Raw genomic sequence first — 20,980 nt, 5'->3', positions numbered from 1 at the left:
GTGAAATAATAAAAAATGAACGAATCAATCGTCTAATTGAGGTTTAGGACAGGTTTCTACATACTGATTTACTTATTTATCGATCATGACATTTAATCTACCCAACATTTTTGTTTTAAAATTTTTAAAAAATTGGATAGTCGATCAAATGCTCATAGTTTGTTAGCAATATCTTTAAATGGAATAATGAGTATGTCTAATAAAATTCAATATCAACTGAAAAAACTTCCTTTAATCTCATGTGCGTTGTTGAGCTGTTTGGCTTTTGGGCAAGTACATGCTGTATCTAATGATCAGGTCAAACATCTGGTTGAGTCAGAAAAAAAGAATTATTTAAATACTCTAGAGGCTTTAGTCAATATTGAGTCGGGGAGTAAAGATCTTGTCGGCGTGAATAAGATAGCCAAATATGTCGCTGAACAATTAAAAATGACAGGAGCTGAGGTCAGTATTGTAGAAGCTAAAGATATATATCGTATGGATGATACGCCCCAACAGACTGGTCCAATGGTAAAAGCTGTTTTAAAGGGTAAAGGCAGCAGTAAAATTATGCTAATTGCTCATATGGATACGGTGTATTTAACAGGAATGTTGAAAGACCAACCTTTTAAAATGGAAGGGGATAAAGTTTTTGGTCTTGGAATTTTAGATGATAAACAGGGGGTTGCTGCGATTATTCATACGCTTGATCTTTTGAAAAAGTTGAATTATCAAGACTATGGCATGATTACAGTCTTACTTAACTCCGATGAGGAGATCAGTTCGCCAGGTTCACGCAAACTGATTACTGAAACTGCACAAGACCAAGATGTGGTTTTGTCATTTGAGGGTGGTGGTAAAGATGGCAGTTTACGATTAGCCACCAGTGGGATTGGTGCAGCATATTTAGAGGTTCACGGGAAATCTGCACATGCAGGGGTTAAGCCTGAAGCAGGCATAAATGCACTGACAGAATTATCACATCAAATCTTACAGTTACAAGATTTATCCAATCCTAAAACAGGGTTGAAATTAAACTGGACTGTAGCGAGTGCAGGTAAAGTGCGTAACGTGATTCCAGACCTTGCGACTGCACAAGCAGATGTTCGTGCTTTGCAAGTTAAAGATTTTCAGCAAGTGGAACGTGTATTACAGGAAAGGATTAAACGTAAAAAGTTAGCTGATAGTGAAGTTAAGTTAAAGTTTGAAATGCGTCGCCCACCTTTAATGGCAAATCCACAGGCAAAAAAATTGGCTGAACAAGCACAGCTTATTTACAAAAATGATTTTAACTTACCAATGAAGGTCTTAACTGAAGCAACAGGTGGTGGTACAGATGCAGCATTTGCTGGCTTAAATTCGAAAGCAGCGATTTTAGAAGGCATGGGCTTATCTGGTGATGGTGCACATTCGAATAATGCTGAATATATTCTGGTTGAAAGTATTGTGCCGCGTTTATATTTAGCGACAAAGTTGATTATGGACTTATCGACCGCTCAAAAATAATAAAGTTGGTATGAAAGAACTCAACTGATTTGAGTTTTTACATCATGAAAGATGGTGTTTATTTTTAGCAGCATCTTTCATTAATCTAAATATTAGAATCTTATAAGGAAATGATGAGATCTTAAATAAAAACTATATAAAGTGAGGGATATTCTGAGAGATCGGTATAGCTATAGTTGATGTTACTTTTTTTATTCTTTGCTGCGTTATTCAGCGGAATCTGTTGGGTCTCGATGTATTGCTTGCTGTCCCAAGTGATTGGATTTTGGTCTTTATTCTTTAAGGAATGAAGGGGCAGCTTTTGTCTCTTCACTGTCGAATTGTTTCTTTTTAAATAAAAACTTCGAAATTACGTTTGCATAAAAAAATAAATGATAACGTGCTGTATATGATGCTTTTTTAACCAAGCAAGCTGAATGTAATTCATGGTAAAATGATCGGCTTTCATCTTTGATCTTTATTTGAGATCTTTCATCTGCCAGCCGAGAATTGCTAGCCATGTCTACTGCTTATACTATGCAGACCGCGCCTAAAGCGTTGTTTGATTACGACAAATATTGGGCGTCATGTTTTGAACCTGCGCCATTTTTGCCGATGTCGCGCGAGGAAATGGACCAACTCGGTTGGGATAGTTGTGACTTTATTTTGGTCTGTGGTGATGCGTATATCGATCATCCATCATTTTGTTCGGGCATTATTGGCCGTACGTTAGAAGCACAAGGTTTCCGTGTCGGGATTATTGCACAACCTGATTGGACGAATGTTGAAGCATTCCGTGTTTTGGGTAAGCCAAATATCGCTTGGGGTGTGACTGCTGGGAATATGGATTCGATGATCAACCGTTATACGGCTGATCGTAAAATCCGTTCTGATGATGCCTACTCGCCAGATAATTTACCCAATAAACGTCCAGACCGTGCAGCAACGGTGTATTGCCAACGTGTGCGTGAAGCATTTCCAGATGTACCTGTATTGTTAGGTGGAATAGAAGCGTCTTTACGTCGTATTGCACATTATGACTATTGGTCAGACAAAGTCCGTCGTTCAGTGTTGATGGACTCAAAAGCCGATCTTTTGATGTATGGTAATGGTGAGCGTTCAATTACTGAAGTGATGCATCGCTTAGCCAAAGGCGAAAAAATTCACGAAATTACCGATGTTCGTGGCACGGCATTTATCGTGAATAAGTTAAACCGTCCATCTAAAGCCAAGTTTGTGGAAATTGCATCAAATGATGTGGATACCATTGGCCGTGTTGATCCGATTATCAATCCTTATGTGATGACTGAAGATTTAGATGGCTGTGAAATTGAAAAAGATAAGGGTAATTCTTTAACCCAATACCAAAATTTCCAAAAAGAAATTGTGACGAATCAAATTGTTCGCGAAGGGGATCAACTTGATCCTGATACACAAATTGTGCAATTACAGCCGTCTTCAAAGGCAATTAAACATAAATTACCGCCGCGTGAGCTGGCTGTGATTCGTTTGCCTGCATTTGAAGCGGTGGCAGATGATCCCGTTTTATATGCACATGCCAACCGTATTTTGCACCTTGAAACCAATCCGGGAAATGCGCGTGCTTTGGTACAAAAGCATGGCGAGCGTGATGTCTGGTTAAATGCTCCACCGATTCCGTTAACGACGGAAGAAATGGACTATGTGTTTGATTTACCTTATGCACGTCTACCGCATCCTGTCTATGCTGATGCGCGTTTCCCTGCATTTGACATGATCAAATTTTCGGTCAACATTATGCGTGGCTGTTTTGGCGGTTGTACCTTCTGTTCGATTACAGAACATGAAGGACGCATCATTCAAAACCGTTCAGAAGAATCAATTTTACGTGAAGTTGAAAAGATTCGTGATACTGCACCGGGTTTTACCGGCATTATTTCTGACTTAGGCGGCCCAACTGCAAATATGTACCGTTTGCATTGTAAAGACCCTGAAATTGAAAAGAACTGTCGTAAACCATCCTGTGTGTATCCGGGCGTATGTCAAAACTTGCATACCGATCATGCACCTTTAACGCAGTTATATCGTAAAGCACGCGCTATTAAAGGCATCAAAAAGATTCTGATTGGTTCGGGTCTGCGTTATGACTTAGCGGTGTTAAACCCTGAATATGTTAAAGAATTGGTGCAGCATCATGTCGGTGGTTATTTAAAAATTGCGCCTGAACATACCGAAAAAGGTCCATTGTCTAAGATGATGAAACCGGGCATCGGAACCTATGATCGTTTCAAGCAAATGTTTGATCGTTTCAGTAAGGAAGCAGGTAAAGAGCAATATTTAATTCCGTACTTTATCGCAGCGCATCCGGGTACGACCGAATATGACATGATGAATTTGGCGATTTGGTTGAAGAAAAATGGTTTCCGTGCCGATCAGGTACAGACTTTCTATCCATCACCAATGGCAACCGCGACCACCATGTATCACACGGGTAAAAACCCATTAGCTAAAGTGGCGCGATATACTGAAGATGTTGATATTGTGAAAGGTGAGAAGCGTCGTCGTCTGCATAAAGCCTTCTTGCGTTATCATGATCCAAACAACTGGCCATTATTACGTGAAGCTTTAAAGGAGATGGGCCGCCAAGATTTGATTGGCAACTCGAAACAGCATTTGATTCCAACCTATCAACCGCAAGGGACAGAAGGTCAGTATCAGTCTGCTCGGAAGAAAAACTCAACCGTGGATGGCGATTCGCAAAAACGTAATGGTGATAGCCGTAACCAACAAGCGAAAAATCAATCGCGTCCATCAAATACCAAAAAGCGTCCTGAGCGCGGTCAGATTTTAACGCAGCATACAGGTTTACCACCGCGTGAAGCAGGTGATGCCAAGAAGCCATTTGGACATTCAAAGTCAAAACCAAAGTCTAAGTCACGTGCTTAATCGCAATTGAATATAAAAAAGGATGCTACGGCATCCTTTTTTAGGATTGATCTTTTTTATTGCGTTAGAAAAATAACTCAAAGATTGGCTTTTCTGCCATACGTCTGGAAAATTGGGTCAGTCCAAAGAATCATATTGCACGTGAATGGATCACTCTATTACAGTGTAGATAGGCTAAAGAGCCAAAATTTCATTTAGATTAAAACAAAACGTGTTACAACGAATGACATTGCAAAAAATTGTTTAGTTTTATCAGCGTTTGTTTGATTTTAGCTTTAGTTTTTTTATTGCGTGGTTTGGATAAATGGTCAGTAGGTTATACTGATCGAATAAAAATGGTTGTGATACCGAAAATTATAATAAAGATCAAAAGGATGCAAATATGACAACTTATATGGTAATTGGTAGCGTGTTGTTGATACTAGTCATGATTTTAGCGAGTAAAGCGTTGATCCCTAAGACCAAGCAGCAAGATAGTGCATTAAGACAACGTGCTATTTTTAGTATGCATGAGCAACTGACTTATACTCGTTTGAAAGAAATTTTACCGCATCATACTGTGCTGGCACATGTATCTTATGATGCCTTACTCACGACAAAATTTTCGCGTACACGAAATAAATACCGCAATCTGGTGGCTGATTTTGTCATTGTGGATAGTGCACAACAAGTTTTGGCAGTGGTTGCTTTAGAAGATCCGCTTTCACTGAAACGTCCACAAAAGGCACAGTTTCAGGATGCGATCCTTGATATGGCTGGCTATAAAGTGATTCGTTATGAAGAAGTGCCTGACTATCATCAGTTACGTGAAGATTTTTATGGCGATCTCTATGCCTCATCGCGTTTGACTAAAGATACGCGTGTGGCCAAAAAATATGATTACTATAATGCTGCACAAACTCGAAAATTACGTCTGATCGGCTAACTCAATCTCAGCGCGCAGCATAAAAACATGAAAACTCATGTTTTTATGCTGCGTGTATTTTTATGCAGGTTGCACTGCAACAACGGTTAACTCTACCAATACTCGTGGATCATAAAGTTTAGTTTCAACACAGGTACGGGGTAAGGCATCAATATCTGCAACCCAAGCGTCCCATACTTCATTGAAAGCTGCATAGTCTTGTTCAATATTCTTCAAATAAATCGTTACCGATAAGATATGGCTTTTATCTGTGCCTGCATCAGCTAAAAATTGGTCAATCATGTCGAATGTTTGTTGGGTTTGACCTTTAATATCGAGATCAAAGTCAGACGCCAGTTGACCTGCCAAATGAACGAGGTTGCCAGCAATCGCAACTTCAGAAAAACGATTTGAGACATGCAAACGTTGAACCGTCATGATGTATGCATCCTGTGTGATGAGTATAAAAATAGAACATAAAAAGTAGTTCAATAGCCTACCACAAACTCATGTATGACAGATGGCTACGATGTTGGCTTTCAATCAGGTGCAGAATTTTACAGCGTGAAGGATCCTATCTATTGTTATAAGCGCATGTGAACAGAGGATGGATTCAATATTTCGACGTGGGAATTACAAAAGATGAAGCAACGCGATTAATAGGTCAATCTTATGCGGACTTTATAACAGTATATTTAAAAATATTGGATTATTCTGATGCTAGAGCACTGCTGTGTAATATAGATGGGGGAATACCATATAAATATCAGAGATGTCCTGTAATCTTCGGATTTGATCGTCACGCCAATCACAGGACGTATGCTAAAAGTAAAGGTAAGTTTTAGCATCTCAGCGGTTACATGGATAAATGCAGCGCGTCATTAGATTACTCTAAAAACACAGTTTGTGAATGCTAATTTGCATTATTTTTGTTCTTTTGGTTAAAAAATGACTGATTGAGCAATCAGTCAGACCATAAAGAGAGCTGGGGTAAAGGCTCTTGAGTCGAAAGAGCATAGACCCCAACACCGATAAGACGAAATTGTTTATCCGGTGTGATTTGCATTTCTTTGAGTAAGATATCTAAGGTCATTTGCAGTTCAGTTTGATGCTTTAATGGCATTTTGAAGATTTTACTGTGCTGTAGGGTTTGAAAGTTTTTCAGTTTCAGTTTGACGGTGACACCGCGGGCATACAGTTGCTTTTTCTCTAAGCTTTGCCAGACTTGTGCAATCAACTTGGGCCAAAATTGGAGACATTGTTCAATGGTTAAATCATCATCAAAAGTGGTTTCTTTTGAAATTTGCTGACGTTCTCGTTCCGCTTGTACAGGACGCTCATCAATCCCTTGTGCATAGAGATAGAGCTGTTTGCCATACTTGCCAAAATGATGAATCAGGACATTTTCATCCTCATGCTGTAAATCACCTAAAGTTTCAAGTTTGAGTGCATGTAATTTTTCTTGCTTGACTTTACCCACTCCAGGAATTTTTTTAAGCGGCAAGTGCTGAATAAACTGCTGAACTTGTGAGGGTTTAATTACACAGATACCATTCGGTTTATTCCAGTCCGACGCAACTTTGGCTAAAAACTTATTGGGTGCAACACCCGCAGAGGCAGTCAGTCCTGTGCTCTGAAAAATATCAGCACGGATGCGTTCAGCGACTTCTGTGGCACTGGCCAGTTGTTGTAAATTTTCCGTTACATCTAAATAAGCTTCATCTAAGGAAAGCGGTTCAATGAGTGTGGTATAACGCTGAAAAATTGTATGAATTTGCTCTGAGACCGCACGATATTTAGAGAAATTAGGTTCAATAACTACCACTTGAGGACAGCGTTTTTTGGCTTGAGTCATCGACATGGCCGAGCGGAGTCCGTAGTTACGTGCAGGGTAGGATGCAGCTGCAATGACAGCACGAGGATGGTGTGAAGAAATCACCACAGGTAAATGCTTTAAGTCGGGACGATCAAGTAACTCCACAGAGGCATAGAAGGCATCCATGTCGATGTGAATGATTTTTCGCATGCTGAATTTTAATATTGAAATCTAAGGCAGTATTGCACTATTCAGATCGATTGCGTAGTCCTGTATGCGGCATAAGCGACATAGTTTGACTTGGTGTTTTTTGTATTTGAACTTCAATGCTGAGCTTGGAACTGCTCTACTTGATCGGTAAGTTTTGTGGCAGTTGATAAAGCCCTTGGCGCTCTAAAAAGCTGATCCAATCTTGCTCTGAGCCTTGAAATACATTGAGATCCACCAAGGTTGGTATGCCTTTAATTTGACCTTGGCTGGTGTGTTGCCAAAAGGTCCATTTCGGATTGCCTTTGAGCTCAGGCTGGCCTTGATATTCACGAATCCAAAGGGGAGTTTGTTTAAATTTATCGACCAAAACAATATTATAAAATGCTTTAGAGGTATAAAAAATGGGTTGCAAACCATAGTGTTGATAGAGTTGGTCGTGCATGACCTGAATTTCTTTGAGCAGCTGTTCTCTGGTATAGGTGTTGATACAGTTGCTGTCATATTCCAAATCAATCACAGGCGGCAAACTATCGGTTTTCTTCGGCACAGTTTCGATAAAGTTCTGCGCCTGAATCTGGCCATCACGGCATAAACGATAAAAATGATAAGCCCCGACCAAAAAGCCTTGTTCACGAGCTTTGAGCCAGTTGTCCTGAAATTTACGGTCTTTGAAATCTCCTCCTTCGGTGGCTTTTAAATAAACGAATTTAAACTCTTGGGGAGAAATGGATTGCCATTGGATGTCGCCCTGATGATGAGATACATCAAAGCCTTTTATCGGATACTCTTGGGCAGATGCGATATTGTTCTGCAAGAAAAAATAGGTGATCCCCAGTCCGATACATAGCATCACTACACAGGCAAGTATGTAATAGGGATATGAGGTTTTTGACGGCGTGGAAACTTTCTTTCTTGCGGACATGCTTTTGCAGGTATTGGTTTTTAGCTCATCATCATAGCTCGAATTTGCGGAACTGACCATGATGATTATGGTCAGTGAATGGCAGCACTTTGTATCTGTTATTCATCCACGGTATCTTTGGGGATGTGCCAGAAAATAGCTGCGGTAATCAGGTTAATACATCCTAAAACAATTAAGGTGTTATGGAATGCCATGACGATGTGATCTGTGCCCCAATATGCCGTAAAGACATTGACCAAAGTACCTGCCAGAGCCACGCCAATACTCATCGAAACCATCATGATCATTGACAAAAAACTGTTGCCACTGCTGGCATCTTGTTGTGGTAAATCTTTCAGCGTGAGGGTGTTCATAGATACAAATTGCAGTGAGTTCAGCATACCAAAAATAAAGAAATGCAGCGCGCGCAGCCAAGTTGGGGTGTCTGCGGTATTGAGGGCAAAACTGGCGATACATGCACCAACCAACAAGGTGTTAACCAAAAGCACGTGGCGATACCCGAAGCGCTGAATCAAGTGACGAATGATGGGTTTTGAGGCCAGTGAGCCTAGCACTGTTGGAATCATCAAGAGGCCTGTCACAAAAGGTTCAAAACCGAAAGCTACTTGGAGCATGAGTGGCATCAAAAAAGGCATGGCATTGCCACCGAGGCGAGCAAAGAAGTTACCTAAAATACCCACGGCATAAATGCGGTTACGAAACAGTTTACTGCGAAATAGCGCATTTTGATGGGTATGTGCATGATAGGCATACCAAAGCGCAGTCGCCAAGCTCAGTACAATCAGCCCCATACTCCACCATAAAGTCAGGTGCGGACTGGCAAAATTTTCAATCCCTAGAGATAGCCCTGCCATGGTGATCACCAACAGGATAAAACCCCAAAAGTCAAAACGCGGTACATTCTGCTCGGTGACATTCGGCATGGCTTTAAAGCTAATCAGGACACCTAACAGCCCCATGGGGAGGTTAATCAGGAAAATCCAATGCCATGTACTGACTTCGACCAACCAGCCCCCGAGTGTTGGACCAATCAGAGGGCCAATCAGTCCCGCGAGACTCATCAAACTCATGGCTGATAAAAACTGCGTCCGCGGAATGACTTTGAGCATGGCTAAGCGGCCAACAGGGAGCAATAATGCACCACCGATGCCTTGTAGCACGCGATAGAACAACAACTCATTTACGCTTTCAGAAAAGCCACAGCCCAGTGAAGCAAGGGTAAAAATGATAATGGCACTGAAATAAGTATTGCGCACCCCAAAACGGTCGGCGAGCCAGCCACTCAAGGGAATACAGGCAGCAACGGCAAGCACATAGGCCACCACCACGCTATGCATTTGCAGCGGGTCTTCATTTAAACTGACTGCCATAGCCGGTAGAGCAGTATTCACAATGGTAGTATCTAAGCCTTGCATAAAAAAGCCAATCGAAACCAGAAGTACCAAAAGACGGTACTCAGGAGCGAGTGCTTGATGGGTCGGCGTTTGGTTCATAGATACAACAAAGTGAAATTTTTAAACAGTTTAGCTTAATTTAAGTTGGACTGTTGTTGCGAATGTGCATTTATCACATGCCATCAAATTGACATCTCTACGTCATGTGTTTGCAACGCGTACGTCATACATTGGTTAAATTTGAACCGATATTTAGATCATGATGAATAAAACATATAGTGCTGTCTTTTTGGCATGCATGGGGTTGGGCTTAGCGGGGTGTAATGACAGTGATGATGCGCAAACCATCACATCACCACCAGTGGTAGAGGAAGCCACGCCGAATAGTATTGAACTGGTTCATCTTGCAAGTTATGAGTCGGGGATATTTGGACAGAGTGCAGCGGAGATCCCCGCCTATGATGCTGCGAGTAAGCGTCTGTTCGTGGTGAATGCACAAAAGGGCATGGTCGATGTTTTAGATTTCTCCCAGCCAGCGCAACCGACATATATCCAATCTTTGGATGCCAAAACTTATTTAGCCAATTCCGAAGTGAATAGTGTCGCGGTGCATAATGGCATCGTGGCACTGGCGGTTCAGGCTGAGGATAAAACCCAAACTGGTATTGTGGCTTTCTTTAAAGCACAGGATCTCTCTTTTATCAGCCAAGTCAACGTGGGGGCTTTGCCAGATATGTTGACCTTTACGCCTGATGGTCGAAAAGTACTGGTAGCGAATGAAGCGGAACCGAATGAAGGGTATCAAGTCGATCCCGAAGGTTCGGTCAGCATTATTGATATTTCAGATATTCAAAAACCAACAGCAAGCATTGCGGGCTTCCACGCATGGAATGACCGTAAACAAGACTTATTAGATGCAGGCATTCGTATTTTTGGCCCAGACATCAGTCAATACTCAAATGTAGCGACCGCAGGTATTCAAACGACCACCGTTGCACAAGACCTAGAGCCTGAGTATATCGCAGTCAGTGCTGATGGTAAAAAAGCATGGGTTAGTTTGCAGGAAAATAATGCTATTGGGGTCCTAGACCTAGCAAAAAATCAATTTGTTGATCTTTTCCCGATGGGCTACAAGGACCATAGTTTGCCTGAAAATGCCTTGGATGGAAGTGACCGTGACTGTGCTATTGGTCAAGACTCTTTGGGACGTAGTATTACAGAATGTGCAAAAGATGCAGGCATGATTAATATTCGCTCTTGGCCGGGGCTATATGGCATGTATATGCCCGATGCCATTGCACAATATCAAGCCAACGGTAAAACCTATTTGGTCACGGCCAATGAGGGGGATGCCCGTGAATGGCTAGGGGATGAAGCCAAATATTTTGAAGGCGGGGACTTAAATGCTGGTTATGCTGAAGAGATACGCATCAAACATTTGTTTAAAAAAGCAGGTTTTGACGCCAAAGGTGATTATGCCGCGCATTTACGTCAGCTTGCACCGGGCGTGAAAGGGGCAAAATTAAACCCCGAGGTGTTTAAACCTTGTCAAACGGCTGATGCAACAGAAGTCTGCGCGGATAATTTAATTAAAGATTCACAAATTGGACGTTTGACCATTAGTTGGACGCAAGGTTATCAAAAAGATCCACTAACAGGTCTGCCGAAGCTAGATGAAAATGGTCGTCTGACTTATGACAAATTATACGCCTATGGTGGTCGTTCGGTGAGTATTGTCGACCCTGAAACCAAACAGATTGTATGGGACTCGGGGAGTGAGTTTGAGCAAAAAATTGCGGAGCTGTTCCCAGAGCAATTTAATAGCAATCATGAAGCATTTAAATTTGATGACCGTAGTGACAATAAAGGTCCTGAACCTGAAGGCGTGACTTTGGGTAAAATTGGTGAAAAGACCTTTGCCTTTATTGGACTTGAGCGTGCCAGTGGCATCATGGTGTATGACATTAGCAACCCGAATCAGGCTAAATTTGTTCAGTATCTGAACCATCGCAATACCAATGAAACAGAAGTCACGAAGCAAGGTGACTTAGGCCCAGAAGGTTTGATTTTCATCGCGGCGAAGAATTCACCCAATGGTCGCCCGCTGTTGGTGGTGGGAAATGAAGTCAGTGGTAGTACAGCGGTTTATGAAGTCAAACTCAATTAAAAAAACTGAGTTTTGACTTTGAAAAAAGAGCACTACGGTGTTCTTTTTTATGGCGCTACAAAAAATATATGACAAGGATGTCATGAAAATGAAATAAAACCGTCATAATCTTTGGCAAACGTCCAAGGGCACTGTCTTGGAATAAATTATTCAAAAGGTTGGTTTTATGACAATCGAAATTTTGATGGTGATAGGCTTCTGTTTAGCCGCTTATTCTATCGTCGGAAATGATGTGCCACAGACATTAGGTACGTTTATTTCATCCAATGCACATCGTCCATGGTGGGTGCTTTGGCTCTTTATCAGCACCATTTTGGTGGTGGTGTTGATTTATGGTTGGTATGCATCCGGTGTGGGGGATGCATCATATGGTCGTTTAGAAACGATCCCTTTTCCTGAGGGTGGGGTCACGTGGCTCTATATTGTGCCACCGATTTTGCTGTTATTTTTAACCAAATACGGAATTCCCGTCAGTACCACTTTCTTGGTTTTAACCATTTTCTCGCCTGCAAGTTTAGGCTCGATGATGGTGAAATCGATGATGGGCTATGCGGTGGCCTTTGTGGTTGCGATTATTGTCTATCGTTTTGTGATGCGCCAAGTCGCGAAGTATTTTGCAAAAACCCGTAATCAAGAACCATCGCATATTTGGATTGGGCTACAGTGGGTCTCTACGGCTTTTCTGTGGAGTCAGTGGCTGATTCAAGATTTGGCCAATATTTTCGTCTATGTACCCCGTCAAGTGCCGTTTTCATTTTTACTGTTTGCTATCACGGTCTTTGTGGTGTTGTTGGCGGTAATTTTGTACCAACGCGGCGGTGCGATTCAGAAGATTGTCGATACTAAAACAGGTGTCACCGATATTCGTGCAGCGACCATTATTGACTTTATGTATGCCCTGATTTTGTTGGTGTTCAAAGAGTGGAGCAATATTCCAATGAGTACCACATGGGTATTCTTAGGTTTACTTGCAGGTCGTGAGTTTGCAATGTCGATGATTTTTGATGAAGTGAACAAACACCGCACTTCGCGTAACGTCAGTAAAGATGCGATGAAATTGATGTTTGGTTTAGCCATGTCCGTGATTTTGGCGACCACACTGCCGTGGTTCTATAACTTTGTCACCCATTATGGGCAATAAACGCACATGTTAAAAAAGCGAGCTCTAGGCTCGCTTTTTTATGGCATTAAGAACAGGGTTTAAATGGCAAAGTGTGCTGGACTGCCGAGGTTGGCAATGGCTGAATAAATCTGTTCAGCATGGTTGCATACAATTACTTTTGCGCGGTGCTGTGGCGGTAGAAAACCTTCTTCTACTGCATGATCCAACTGGGCAATCAGTGCGTCATAGAAACCATTGACGTTATAAATCATCATCGGCTTTTGGTGTTGGTTTAGTTGTCCCCAGGTCGCCACTTCTAAAATTTCTTCAAAAGTGCCTAAACCACCAGGTAGTGCGACAAAGGCACTTGCACGTTCGGCCATTAAGGCTTTGCGCTCATGCATGGTTTGTACAACATGTAATTCGGTCAGTTGGTGATGCGCAATTTCATAATCCAGCATAAATTCTGGAATGACGCCGACTGCTTCACCGCCGTGGCTAATCATGGCATCGGCCACTTGTCCCATGAGGCCAATGCTGGCCCCCCCATAAACCAGACCAAAACCCTGTTTGGCTAAACCTTGTGCCAGTGCAATCGCTTTTTCTTGATAAATCGGTTTATTGCCTGAACGAGAACCGCAGTAAAGTGCGATCAGAGGTTGAGTGGTTTGAACATTTACTTCAGTGTTGAGAGAGGATATTTTTAATTCACTATTCATGGCGTATGTTTTTACCTTTTGCTTTATCTACTTTTTCTCTCTTAGTTTAAGCAAGAAATGTGACGGCAAGCTGTATTTAATCTAACAATCGGGTAATAATTTGTTAAATCTTTTAAAACAGTGCGATTTTGAAAAAAAGATGAATTTCATGTAGATCTTGCCTATACTTATTTCCTGTTTTACAACACAAGAACGAACATGGGTAGTGGTAGTTGTCGCTCAAGACATCTTCAGTTTTCCGAAAAAAAATTACAGCCATTGGTGCTGAATCTTCCTTTTCATCCGCTTAAGTTGCGTTATGCACCGTATATTTCCCCTCGACAGGAGCAGATCACATGATATTTGAATGGATGTCTGATCCTTCTGCGTGGGTGGGATTACTCACCTTAGTGGTGCTGGAAATTGTGCTCGGGATTGATAACTTGGTTTTTATTGCGATTTTGGCGGAGAAACTTCCACCAGAACAACGTAATACGGCCCGTGTTGTTGGTTTGATCCTTGCACTCTTAATGCGTTTGGTGCTGTTGGCCTCAATTGCTTGGGTGGTGACACTGACCGAGCCGCTGTTCCATATCTTCGATCATCCTTTCTCAGGACGCGATTTGATTCTTCTGTTTGGTGGGGTGTTTTTGCTGTTTAAAGGCACCATGGAACTGCATGAACGTATTGACGCCAAAGTGGTTCAGAAAGAAGAAAGTCCAGCCAATGCTGTGTTTTGGATGGTGATCGTTCAGATTGTGGTTTTGGATGCTGTGTTTTCCTTAGACTCGGTGATTACCGCAGTCGGTATGGTTAAACATCTGTCTGTGATGATGATTGCGGTGGTTATCGCCGTGGGCATTATGCTGTGGGCATCCAAGGCCTTGATGGAATTCGTCAACAAACATCCGACCGTGGTGATTTTGTGTCTCGGCTTCCTCATGATGATCGGTTTCTCATTGATTGTAGAAGGCTTTGGTTTCCATATTCCAAAAGGCTACTTATATGCCGCGATTGGTTTCTCGGTGATTGTTGAACTCATCAACCAAACCATGCGCCGTAATCAAGAGAAAATGGTCACCACCACAGATCTCCGCTATAAAACTGCGTCTGCGGTGCTGCGAATGTTGGGCGGTAAAAATAATGATCATGCCTCTGAGCCTGAAGATGTCCTGGCAACTCGCGCCTATGCGGATGAAGTGTTTGATCCTGAAAATGGGGTCTATCATAGTGTCTTGGTACAAGGGGTGCTGGGTTTATCCGAGCGTCCTGTGAAGTCCGTGATGACCCCACGTCCAGAGTTGGAGTGGATTGATTTAGAGGATGAAGAAGCTTCAATCAAATCACAACTACTCAGTATTACGCATTCACGTTTAATCGTGGCACGGGGCGAGTTAGACAACATCGCTGGTGTGGTACTGACCCATAAAGTTTTGAATGAATATATTGAAACGGGTGTACTCGATTTTGATAAACATTTACGTGAGCCTGTGATTGTGCATGAAAATGCACAAGTCCTGATGGTAATGGAACAACTGCGTCAAGCACCGTTACAAATGGCTTTGGTCTTGAATGAATACGGCTCGATTGAAGGGATTGCCACGCCGATTGATGTATTAGAGGCGATTGCAGGGGAGTTCCCCGATGAAGATGCTGAAGACAATGTGGCTGAAAGTTTAGAAGATGGCAGCCTGATGCTCGATGGCTCAACCGATATTCGCCATGTGTCGTTATTGTTGGATCGTGATTTGGTCGACGAGTCTGATCAGTACTCAACCTTGTCAGGCTATATCCTCTTTCATTTAGGTCGTTTACCCGAAAATGGCTCTAGCCTTGAAGCAGATGGTTGTATTTTTGAAGTGGTGACAATGGATGGGCACAAAATTGAAAAGGTGCATGTGATTCCAAAGTCGGATCTGCACAAGGAATCATCTTAAAACAAACCGTAATCTGGTTTGAACAGGTTAAAATAGCTCGCAATGTCGAGCTATTTTTTATGGAAAAATCATGAGTAATGTTGAGTGTCCGTGTGGACAGGGCGAATATAAGCAGTGTTGTCAGCCTTTGCACTTGGGACAAAGTCATGCGCAGAGCGTGGCTCAACTTATGCGCTCACGTTATAGTGCTTTTGCTAAACAACAAATTGATTACATTGTACAAACCACAGCGTTGGGGCAGCAACAGGCTCTAGATGTTGCAGCAATTGCAGAGTGGAGTCGAAGCAATCAATGGTTGAAGTTAGACGTCGTGCAGGCCAATGAAAAACTCGATAAAAACCATGCCATGGTCGAGTTCAAAGCCTATTATCATGATGGTACATCGCCACAGATACATCATGAAATTTCACATTTTGTGAAACATGCAGAGGCATGGTATTTTTTAGATCCAACCACTGAAATGCAAATCACCATGAAACAAGCGTGCATCTGCGGTTCAGGGAAAAAATTTAAACAATGTTGTGCACAATTTTTATAATTTTAAGCAAATTTGGCTTAGAATAGCGCGCATCAATTAGCCTATATGGAATCCAGGCGATGTTACTCACTATTATTTATATTATAGCGATCACAGCAGAGGCAATGACAGGTGCACTGTCGGCGGGTCGGCGTAGTATGGATTGGTTTGGTGTGGTGATTATTGCTTGTGTCACAGCGCTGGGCGGCGGTTCTGTCCGCGATGTGTTATTAGGACATTATCCGCTGACTTGGGTCAAGCATCCTGAATATTTGATGCTGACCTGTTTTGCCGCTTTTATGACGATTTTGATTGCCAAGTGGATGCGCCATTTACGTAATATCTTCTTGGTGCTCGATGCTCTGGGCCTGATCGGTTTTACCATCATTGGCTGTCAAATTGCCTTAGAAATGGGACATGGTTTTGTGGTGTCTGCGGTCGCAGGAGTTCTGACAGGGGTATCGGGCGGTATCTTACGTGATATTTTGTGTAATGACGTCCCTTTGGTCTTCCGCCGTGAACTGTATGCCAGTATTTCTTTTGTCGCGGTGATTTTCTATTGGGGCTGCATTCAGCTCGGTTTATCACTTGAGCTGACTGTGATTTCGACTTTGATCTTTGGCTTTAGTTTACGTTTAATCGCGATTTACTTCGGCTTAGAAATGCCGAAATTCATTTATCAAGATGATGATGAGCAATCGGCTTCCTCGAAAGATGCGAGCTAAAATAACGGCGATTTGACCGCCTTATTTGTATAAAAAAGCACATAATGATAAAGCCTGTTGAGAAAGCAGCCCGCTATCTTTTCCCGCTTTAGAGGCCGAGCTATGGATTTAGTTTCTCGCATACAACGCTTACCGATCGGTAAATTTCACTACACCCTGTTGTGGGTCATTGGCTTGGGCTGGATGTTCGATGCCATGGACACGGGGCTGATTTCTTTTATTTTGGCAAAAATGGCCGAAGACTGGCACATGACCCCAACCGAGAAAGGTTGGGTGGTCTCCATTGGCTTTGTCGGAATGGCGATTGGTGCGGTGTGCTCAGGTGGTCTAGCCGATCGTATTGGGCGTAAAACAGTTTTTGCCGCGACACTAGTGATTTACAGTTTAGCGACGGCAGCCTGTGCCTTTGCCCCGAACTTAACGTGGTTGTTGGTGTTTCGTTTTATTGTGGGTTTAGGCTTAGGTGGACAGTTGCCAGTAGCGGTGACCTTGGTCAGTGAATACATTCCTGCGCAGGTGCGTGGGCGTTTTATCGTGCTGCTAGAAAGCTTTTGGGGCTTAGGTTGGCTCTGCGCTGCATTGGTGGCGTATTTTGTGATTCCAAAATTTGACTGGCATATGGCCTTCTTAATCGGTGGGATTCCTGCACTGTACGCCATTGTGATTTGGTTCAAAGTGCCTGAGTCAATTCCTTATCTCATCAACCGTGGCCGCATTGTGGAAGCGCACGCTTTGGTGCAGCAGATTGAACGCCAATGCGGTGTGGAAGTGATTGAACATATCATCGTTAAACCAGTGGCAGAAAAAAAGAATGTGTCTTTTACCCAGCTCTGGTCGGGGGCATTTGCACGTAGAACCTTGATGTTGTGGTTGATTTGGTTTGGTATTGTCTACTCATATTATGGCATTTTTACATGGTTACCCAGTTTGCTGGTGAAGCAGGGGTATAGCATTGTTCAGTCTTTTGAATATGTCTTGGTGATGATTTTGGCACAGCTGCCAGGCTATATGGCCGCAGCATGGCTGGTCGAAAAGCTGGGACGTAAAGTAACCTTGGCTGGTTTTATTGGCATGTGTGCAGTTTCCGCGTATTTCTTTGGTCAAGCCGATACTGTGAGCATGATCATGTTCTGGGGTTGTTTGATGTCATTCTTTAACCTCGGTGCATGGGGGGTGTTGTATACCTATACCCCAGAGCAATATCCAACCAATATCCGGGCTTTTGGTTCGGGCTGGGCATCAGCCATTGGCCGTATGGGCGGCATTGTCGCACCGATGGTGGTGACACATATGATGGTACAGAGCAATGGATTTAGTGCGATTTTCATGATGTTTACCGCAGTATTGCTTGCGGTGGCAGCGGTAATTTTGATTTTGGGTGAAGAGACCAAAGGCAAAACATTGGAAGAAATTGGACTGTAATTTAGTTCGCGCTGAAGATTGAGCGTCTGATGTGCTGAGACTCTCAGTCTCCAGTAAATCTCAAGATAAAATCTAGATGATGGATCTGAAAATAACCAATAACAAGATCCAACTCAGCAATAAAAAATTCAATCTGCTCGGCTGAAATGTGGCTTCTCAACATTGCATTTTGATAAAAGTTAGCCCCGTGCATGATGAGGCTATTTAAATAGCTGCGACTTGATTGATGCAATCTATCCAATTGGTTGTGTCGCATTTTGGACGAGGATGGGCAGATTTTTTGTCGATCGTATCGATCAAGTTGAGAAGACTGAAGTTGCTTAACCATTTTCATTGATGAGCAGAGATGAACACAGGAACTGAACTTCAAAATAATTAGTTGCTCATTTTAAAAAAAATGGATAATTTTACGACACTAGGAACATCTAAAGACGCAATTTGTCGTAGTGGTGTACGCTTTCACTTGTATAGGCAGAGCCTGCGACATAGCATAAGAACTTAAACAAAAAACGATTAATTAGGATGACAGGTTGTTATGACGAACCTTGCGCATCAAGCGACAGAAAACCGTTCCGTAGCAGAATTTACTGAACAAGCATATCTCAATTACGCCATGTACGTGATCATGGATCGTGCCTTACCGCATATCAGCGATGGCTTAAAACCTGTACAACGCCGTATTGTATATGCCATGAGTGAATTGGGGCTGAAACACAGCGGTAAACCCAAAAAATCTGCGCGTACCGTTGGCGATGTGCTCGGTAAGTATCACCCGCATGGTGATTCGGCCTGCTATGAAGCGATGGTGCTGATGGCGCAGCCTTTTAGTTATCGTTATCCGTTTATTGAAGGTCAAGGTAACTGGGGTTCTCCCGATGATCCGAAATCATTCGCGGCGATGCGTTATACCGAAGCCAAATTATCTCAGTATAGTGAAGTACTTTTGTCTGAACTGGGACAGGGAACTTGTGACTGGCAGGACAACTTTGATGGTTCGATGAAAGAGCCTGTGACTTTACCTGCACGTATTCCGAATATTTTGTTAAATGGCACTACGGGCATTGCGGTTGGTATGGCTACGGACATTCCACCACACAACCTGCGTGAAGTCGTGAAAGGCACCATTGCCTTAATTCGTAATCCAAATCTAGGCGATGAAAAAGTTGCAGAATATATTCCTGCACCCGATTTGCCGACCAGAGCAGAAATTATTACGCCGTCTGAAGAGCTGTTAAAAATACAAAGCACAGGTCGGGGCAGTTACCGTATGCGTTCGGTCTATCGCATCGAAAAAAATGAAATTGTGATCACGGACTTGCCTTATCAAGTGTCAGGCTCGAAAGTTATTTCGCAAATTGCAGATCAAATGCAGGCGAAAAAACTGCCTTTGGTGAGCGATGTACGAGATGAATCAGATCATCAAAACCCAACCCGTTTGGTGATTGTACTGCGTTCAAATCGGATTGATGCTGAAGCGGTAATGAGTCACCTTTTTGCCACCACCGATCTTGAGTCGAGCTATCGGGTCAATATGAACATGATTGGTGCGGATGGCCGTCCACAAGTGAAATCGATTCGTCGTATTTTGCTGGAGTGGATTGAAATTCGAAAGGAAACCGTCACCCGTCGTCTGCAATATCACCTGAATAAAATTGAAAAACGCTTACATATTTTGGGCGGTTTGATTATTGCCTATTTAAATATTGATGAAGTGATTCGTATTATTCGTGAAGAAGAACAGCCCAAAGCGGAGTTGATGTCACGTTTTAATATTGATGATATTCAGGCCGAAGCCATTTTAGAACTCAAATTACGTCATTTGGCTCGACTTGAAGAAATGGAAATGCGCCGTGAGCAAGAAGAGTTAGAAGCCAAAGCTGCACTGATTCGTGAACAGTTGGCTAATCCAGAGTCTTTAAAAGCTTTGATCATCAATGAACTCAAAGATGATGCGAAAAAATACGGCGATGACCGTCGTTCACCAATCGTGCATCGTGCAGAAGCGACGGCGATGAGTGAGCAAGATTTCATGCCTGCTGATCCTGTGACTGTGGTGTTGTCTGAAGCGGGGTGGATTCGCTCAGCCAAAGGTCATGAAGTTGATGCCGAAAACCTGAACTTCCGTGCGGGTGATCAATACCTCAGTCATGCACAAGGTAAATCGAATCAGCGCGTGTATGTGCTGGATGAGTCAGGACGTAGTTATGCACTAGCCATTAATAGCCTACCGTCCGCGCGTGGTCTGGGAGAACCGTTGAGTTCAAAATTGTCCCCAGCCAGTGGTATCGGTTTTAAACAAGTCTTCATTGCTGATGATGAAGACGAAGTCGTGGCGCTGAGTAGCAAAGGGTATGGTTTTAAAACACAGGCAAAACAGTTAGATACCAATGCAAAAGCAGGTAAAGCCTTCCTGACTTTACCTGAAAATGCCACAGTTATGCCGTTAACCAGTGTTGATCAGGCCACCCATTTGGCGTTATTGACCTCAACGGGTCGTTTGTTGATTTTAGAGTTGTCAGAGTTGCCTGTTTTAAATAAAGGTAAAGGTAATAAATTGATACAACTTGAAGAGAAAGATCAAATTGTATTCATGACAAGATTAACGCTAGATGAAATACTGCAAGTCGTTGCAGGACAGCAGCAATTAAAATTGAAGGGTGATGACTTGCAAAAATACATAGGCAAAAGAGCATCAAAAGGGCAGTTATTACCACGTGGTTATCAAAAAGCAAATAAACTGTTAGTTCAGAGATAAAACTAGCATCCATTGATCAAAA

General features: G+C 42.6%; 16 protein-coding genes. 10 read left to right on the top strand and 6 right to left on the bottom strand.

Translation table 11 applies throughout. The annotated features are described in order from the left end of the window. Nucleotides 1-192 precede the first annotated feature (192 nt). On the top strand, nt 193-1,485 hold the full coding sequence (locus ACF8FD_RS10795; protein ID WP_078425962.1) for a glutamate carboxypeptidase: 1,293 nt from the start codon (nt 193-195) through the stop codon (nt 1,483-1,485). Between the two features lie 272 nt (nt 1,486-1,757). Here the strand turns inward: ACF8FD_RS10795 and ACF8FD_RS10790 are convergent, their stop codons facing one another. Further along, nucleotides 1,758-1,985, bottom strand: coding sequence for a hypothetical protein (locus tag ACF8FD_RS10790; protein WP_227518530.1), 228 nt, complete (start codon nt 1,983-1,985; stop codon nt 1,758-1,760). Here ACF8FD_RS10790 and ACF8FD_RS10785 point away from each other — a divergent pair. Both ACF8FD_RS10785 and ACF8FD_RS10780 read left to right on the top strand, forming a co-directional pair. Further along, nucleotides 1,984-4,389 carry a YgiQ family radical SAM protein gene (locus ACF8FD_RS10785; protein WP_279679290.1) on the top strand — a complete coding sequence of 802 codons (2,406 nt, stop codon included), beginning with the start codon at nt 1,984-1,986 and terminating at the stop codon, nt 4,387-4,389. The genes ACF8FD_RS10790 and ACF8FD_RS10785 overlap by 2 nt on opposite strands. Before the next feature lie 382 nt (nt 4,390-4,771). After that, a complete protein-coding gene (locus tag ACF8FD_RS10780) occupies nt 4,772-5,314 on the top strand; it encodes a DUF2726 domain-containing protein (protein WP_010325668.1) in 543 nt (180 codons plus the stop codon). 60 nt (nt 5,315-5,374) lie between these two features. Here the strand turns inward: ACF8FD_RS10780 and ACF8FD_RS10775 are convergent, their stop codons facing one another. From ACF8FD_RS10775 to mdtD, 4 genes are all read right to left on the bottom strand, one after another. Then, nucleotides 5,375-5,731 (bottom strand): RidA family protein, encoded by a 357-nt coding sequence (locus ACF8FD_RS10775; protein WP_392453372.1) that lies wholly within the window; start codon nt 5,729-5,731, stop codon nt 5,375-5,377. A 526-nt stretch (nt 5,732-6,257) separates the two neighbouring features. Further along, on the bottom strand, nt 6,258-7,319 hold the full coding sequence (gene dinB / locus ACF8FD_RS10770; protein ID WP_279679291.1) for a DNA polymerase IV: 1,062 nt from the start codon (nt 7,317-7,319) through the stop codon (nt 6,258-6,260). A 136-nt stretch (nt 7,320-7,455) separates the two neighbouring features. Further along, a complete protein-coding gene (locus ACF8FD_RS10765) occupies nt 7,456-8,169 on the bottom strand; it encodes a GH25 family lysozyme (protein WP_058868703.1) in 714 nt (237 codons plus the stop codon). Between the two features lie 170 nt (nt 8,170-8,339). After that, nucleotides 8,340-9,734 (bottom strand): multidrug transporter subunit MdtD, encoded by a 1,395-nt coding sequence (gene mdtD / locus ACF8FD_RS10760; RefSeq protein WP_178928447.1) that lies wholly within the window; start codon nt 9,732-9,734, stop codon nt 8,340-8,342. Between the two features lie 160 nt (nt 9,735-9,894). On the opposite strand from mdtD, the gene ACF8FD_RS10755 reads away from it, so the two are divergent. Both ACF8FD_RS10755 and ACF8FD_RS10750 read left to right on the top strand, forming a co-directional pair. Then, nucleotides 9,895-11,802 (top strand): choice-of-anchor I family protein, encoded by a 1,908-nt coding sequence (locus ACF8FD_RS10755; protein WP_279679292.1) that lies wholly within the window; start codon nt 9,895-9,897, stop codon nt 11,800-11,802. A 166-nt stretch (nt 11,803-11,968) separates the two neighbouring features. Beyond that, on the top strand, nt 11,969-12,943 hold the full coding sequence (locus ACF8FD_RS10750; RefSeq protein ID WP_004692891.1) for a hypothetical protein: 975 nt from the start codon (nt 11,969-11,971) through the stop codon (nt 12,941-12,943). Nucleotides 12,944-13,002: 59 nt separating this feature from the next. Here the strand turns inward: ACF8FD_RS10750 and ACF8FD_RS10745 are convergent, their stop codons facing one another. Continuing rightward, complete coding sequence (locus ACF8FD_RS10745; RefSeq protein WP_279044809.1) at nt 13,003-13,623, bottom strand: TIGR00730 family Rossman fold protein; 621 nt, start codon at nt 13,621-13,623, stop codon at nt 13,003-13,005. A gap of 335 nt (nt 13,624-13,958) precedes the next feature. On the opposite strand from ACF8FD_RS10745, the gene ACF8FD_RS10740 reads away from it, so the two are divergent. The 5 genes from ACF8FD_RS10740 to parC all read left to right on the top strand — a co-directional run bounded on the left by ACF8FD_RS10740 (nt 13,959) and on the right by parC (nt 20,958). Then, on the top strand, nt 13,959-15,539 hold the full coding sequence (locus ACF8FD_RS10740; RefSeq protein WP_279679293.1) for a TerC family protein: 1,581 nt from the start codon (nt 13,959-13,961) through the stop codon (nt 15,537-15,539). A gap of 70 nt (nt 15,540-15,609) precedes the next feature. Next, the gene (locus ACF8FD_RS10735; RefSeq protein ID WP_279679294.1) at nt 15,610-16,077 is read left to right on the top strand and encodes a YchJ family protein; all 468 of its coding nucleotides are present in this window, start codon (nt 15,610-15,612) and stop codon (nt 16,075-16,077) included. Nucleotides 16,078-16,136: 59 nt separating this feature from the next. Continuing rightward, on the top strand, nt 16,137-16,781 hold the full coding sequence (locus ACF8FD_RS10730) for a trimeric intracellular cation channel family protein (RefSeq protein ID WP_004692884.1): 645 nt from the start codon (nt 16,137-16,139) through the stop codon (nt 16,779-16,781). A gap of 102 nt (nt 16,782-16,883) precedes the next feature. Next, nucleotides 16,884-18,203: an MFS transporter gene (locus ACF8FD_RS10725; RefSeq protein WP_279679295.1), complete on the top strand. Its 1,320-nt coding sequence runs from the start codon at nt 16,884-16,886 to the stop codon at nt 18,201-18,203. A 535-nt stretch (nt 18,204-18,738) separates the two neighbouring features. After that, a complete protein-coding gene (gene parC / locus ACF8FD_RS10720; protein WP_279679296.1) occupies nt 18,739-20,958 on the top strand; it encodes a DNA topoisomerase IV subunit A in 2,220 nt (739 codons plus the stop codon). Nucleotides 20,959-20,980 lie beyond the last annotated feature (22 nt).

The sequence above is a fragment of the Acinetobacter sp. TYF_19 genome, from assembly GCF_043105125.1.
GTDB classification, from domain to species: domain Bacteria; phylum Pseudomonadota; class Gammaproteobacteria; order Pseudomonadales; family Moraxellaceae; genus Acinetobacter; species Acinetobacter johnsonii.
The sequence above is the reverse complement of the archived record's forward strand: the minus strand, read 5'-3'. Positions and strand labels throughout refer to the sequence as shown.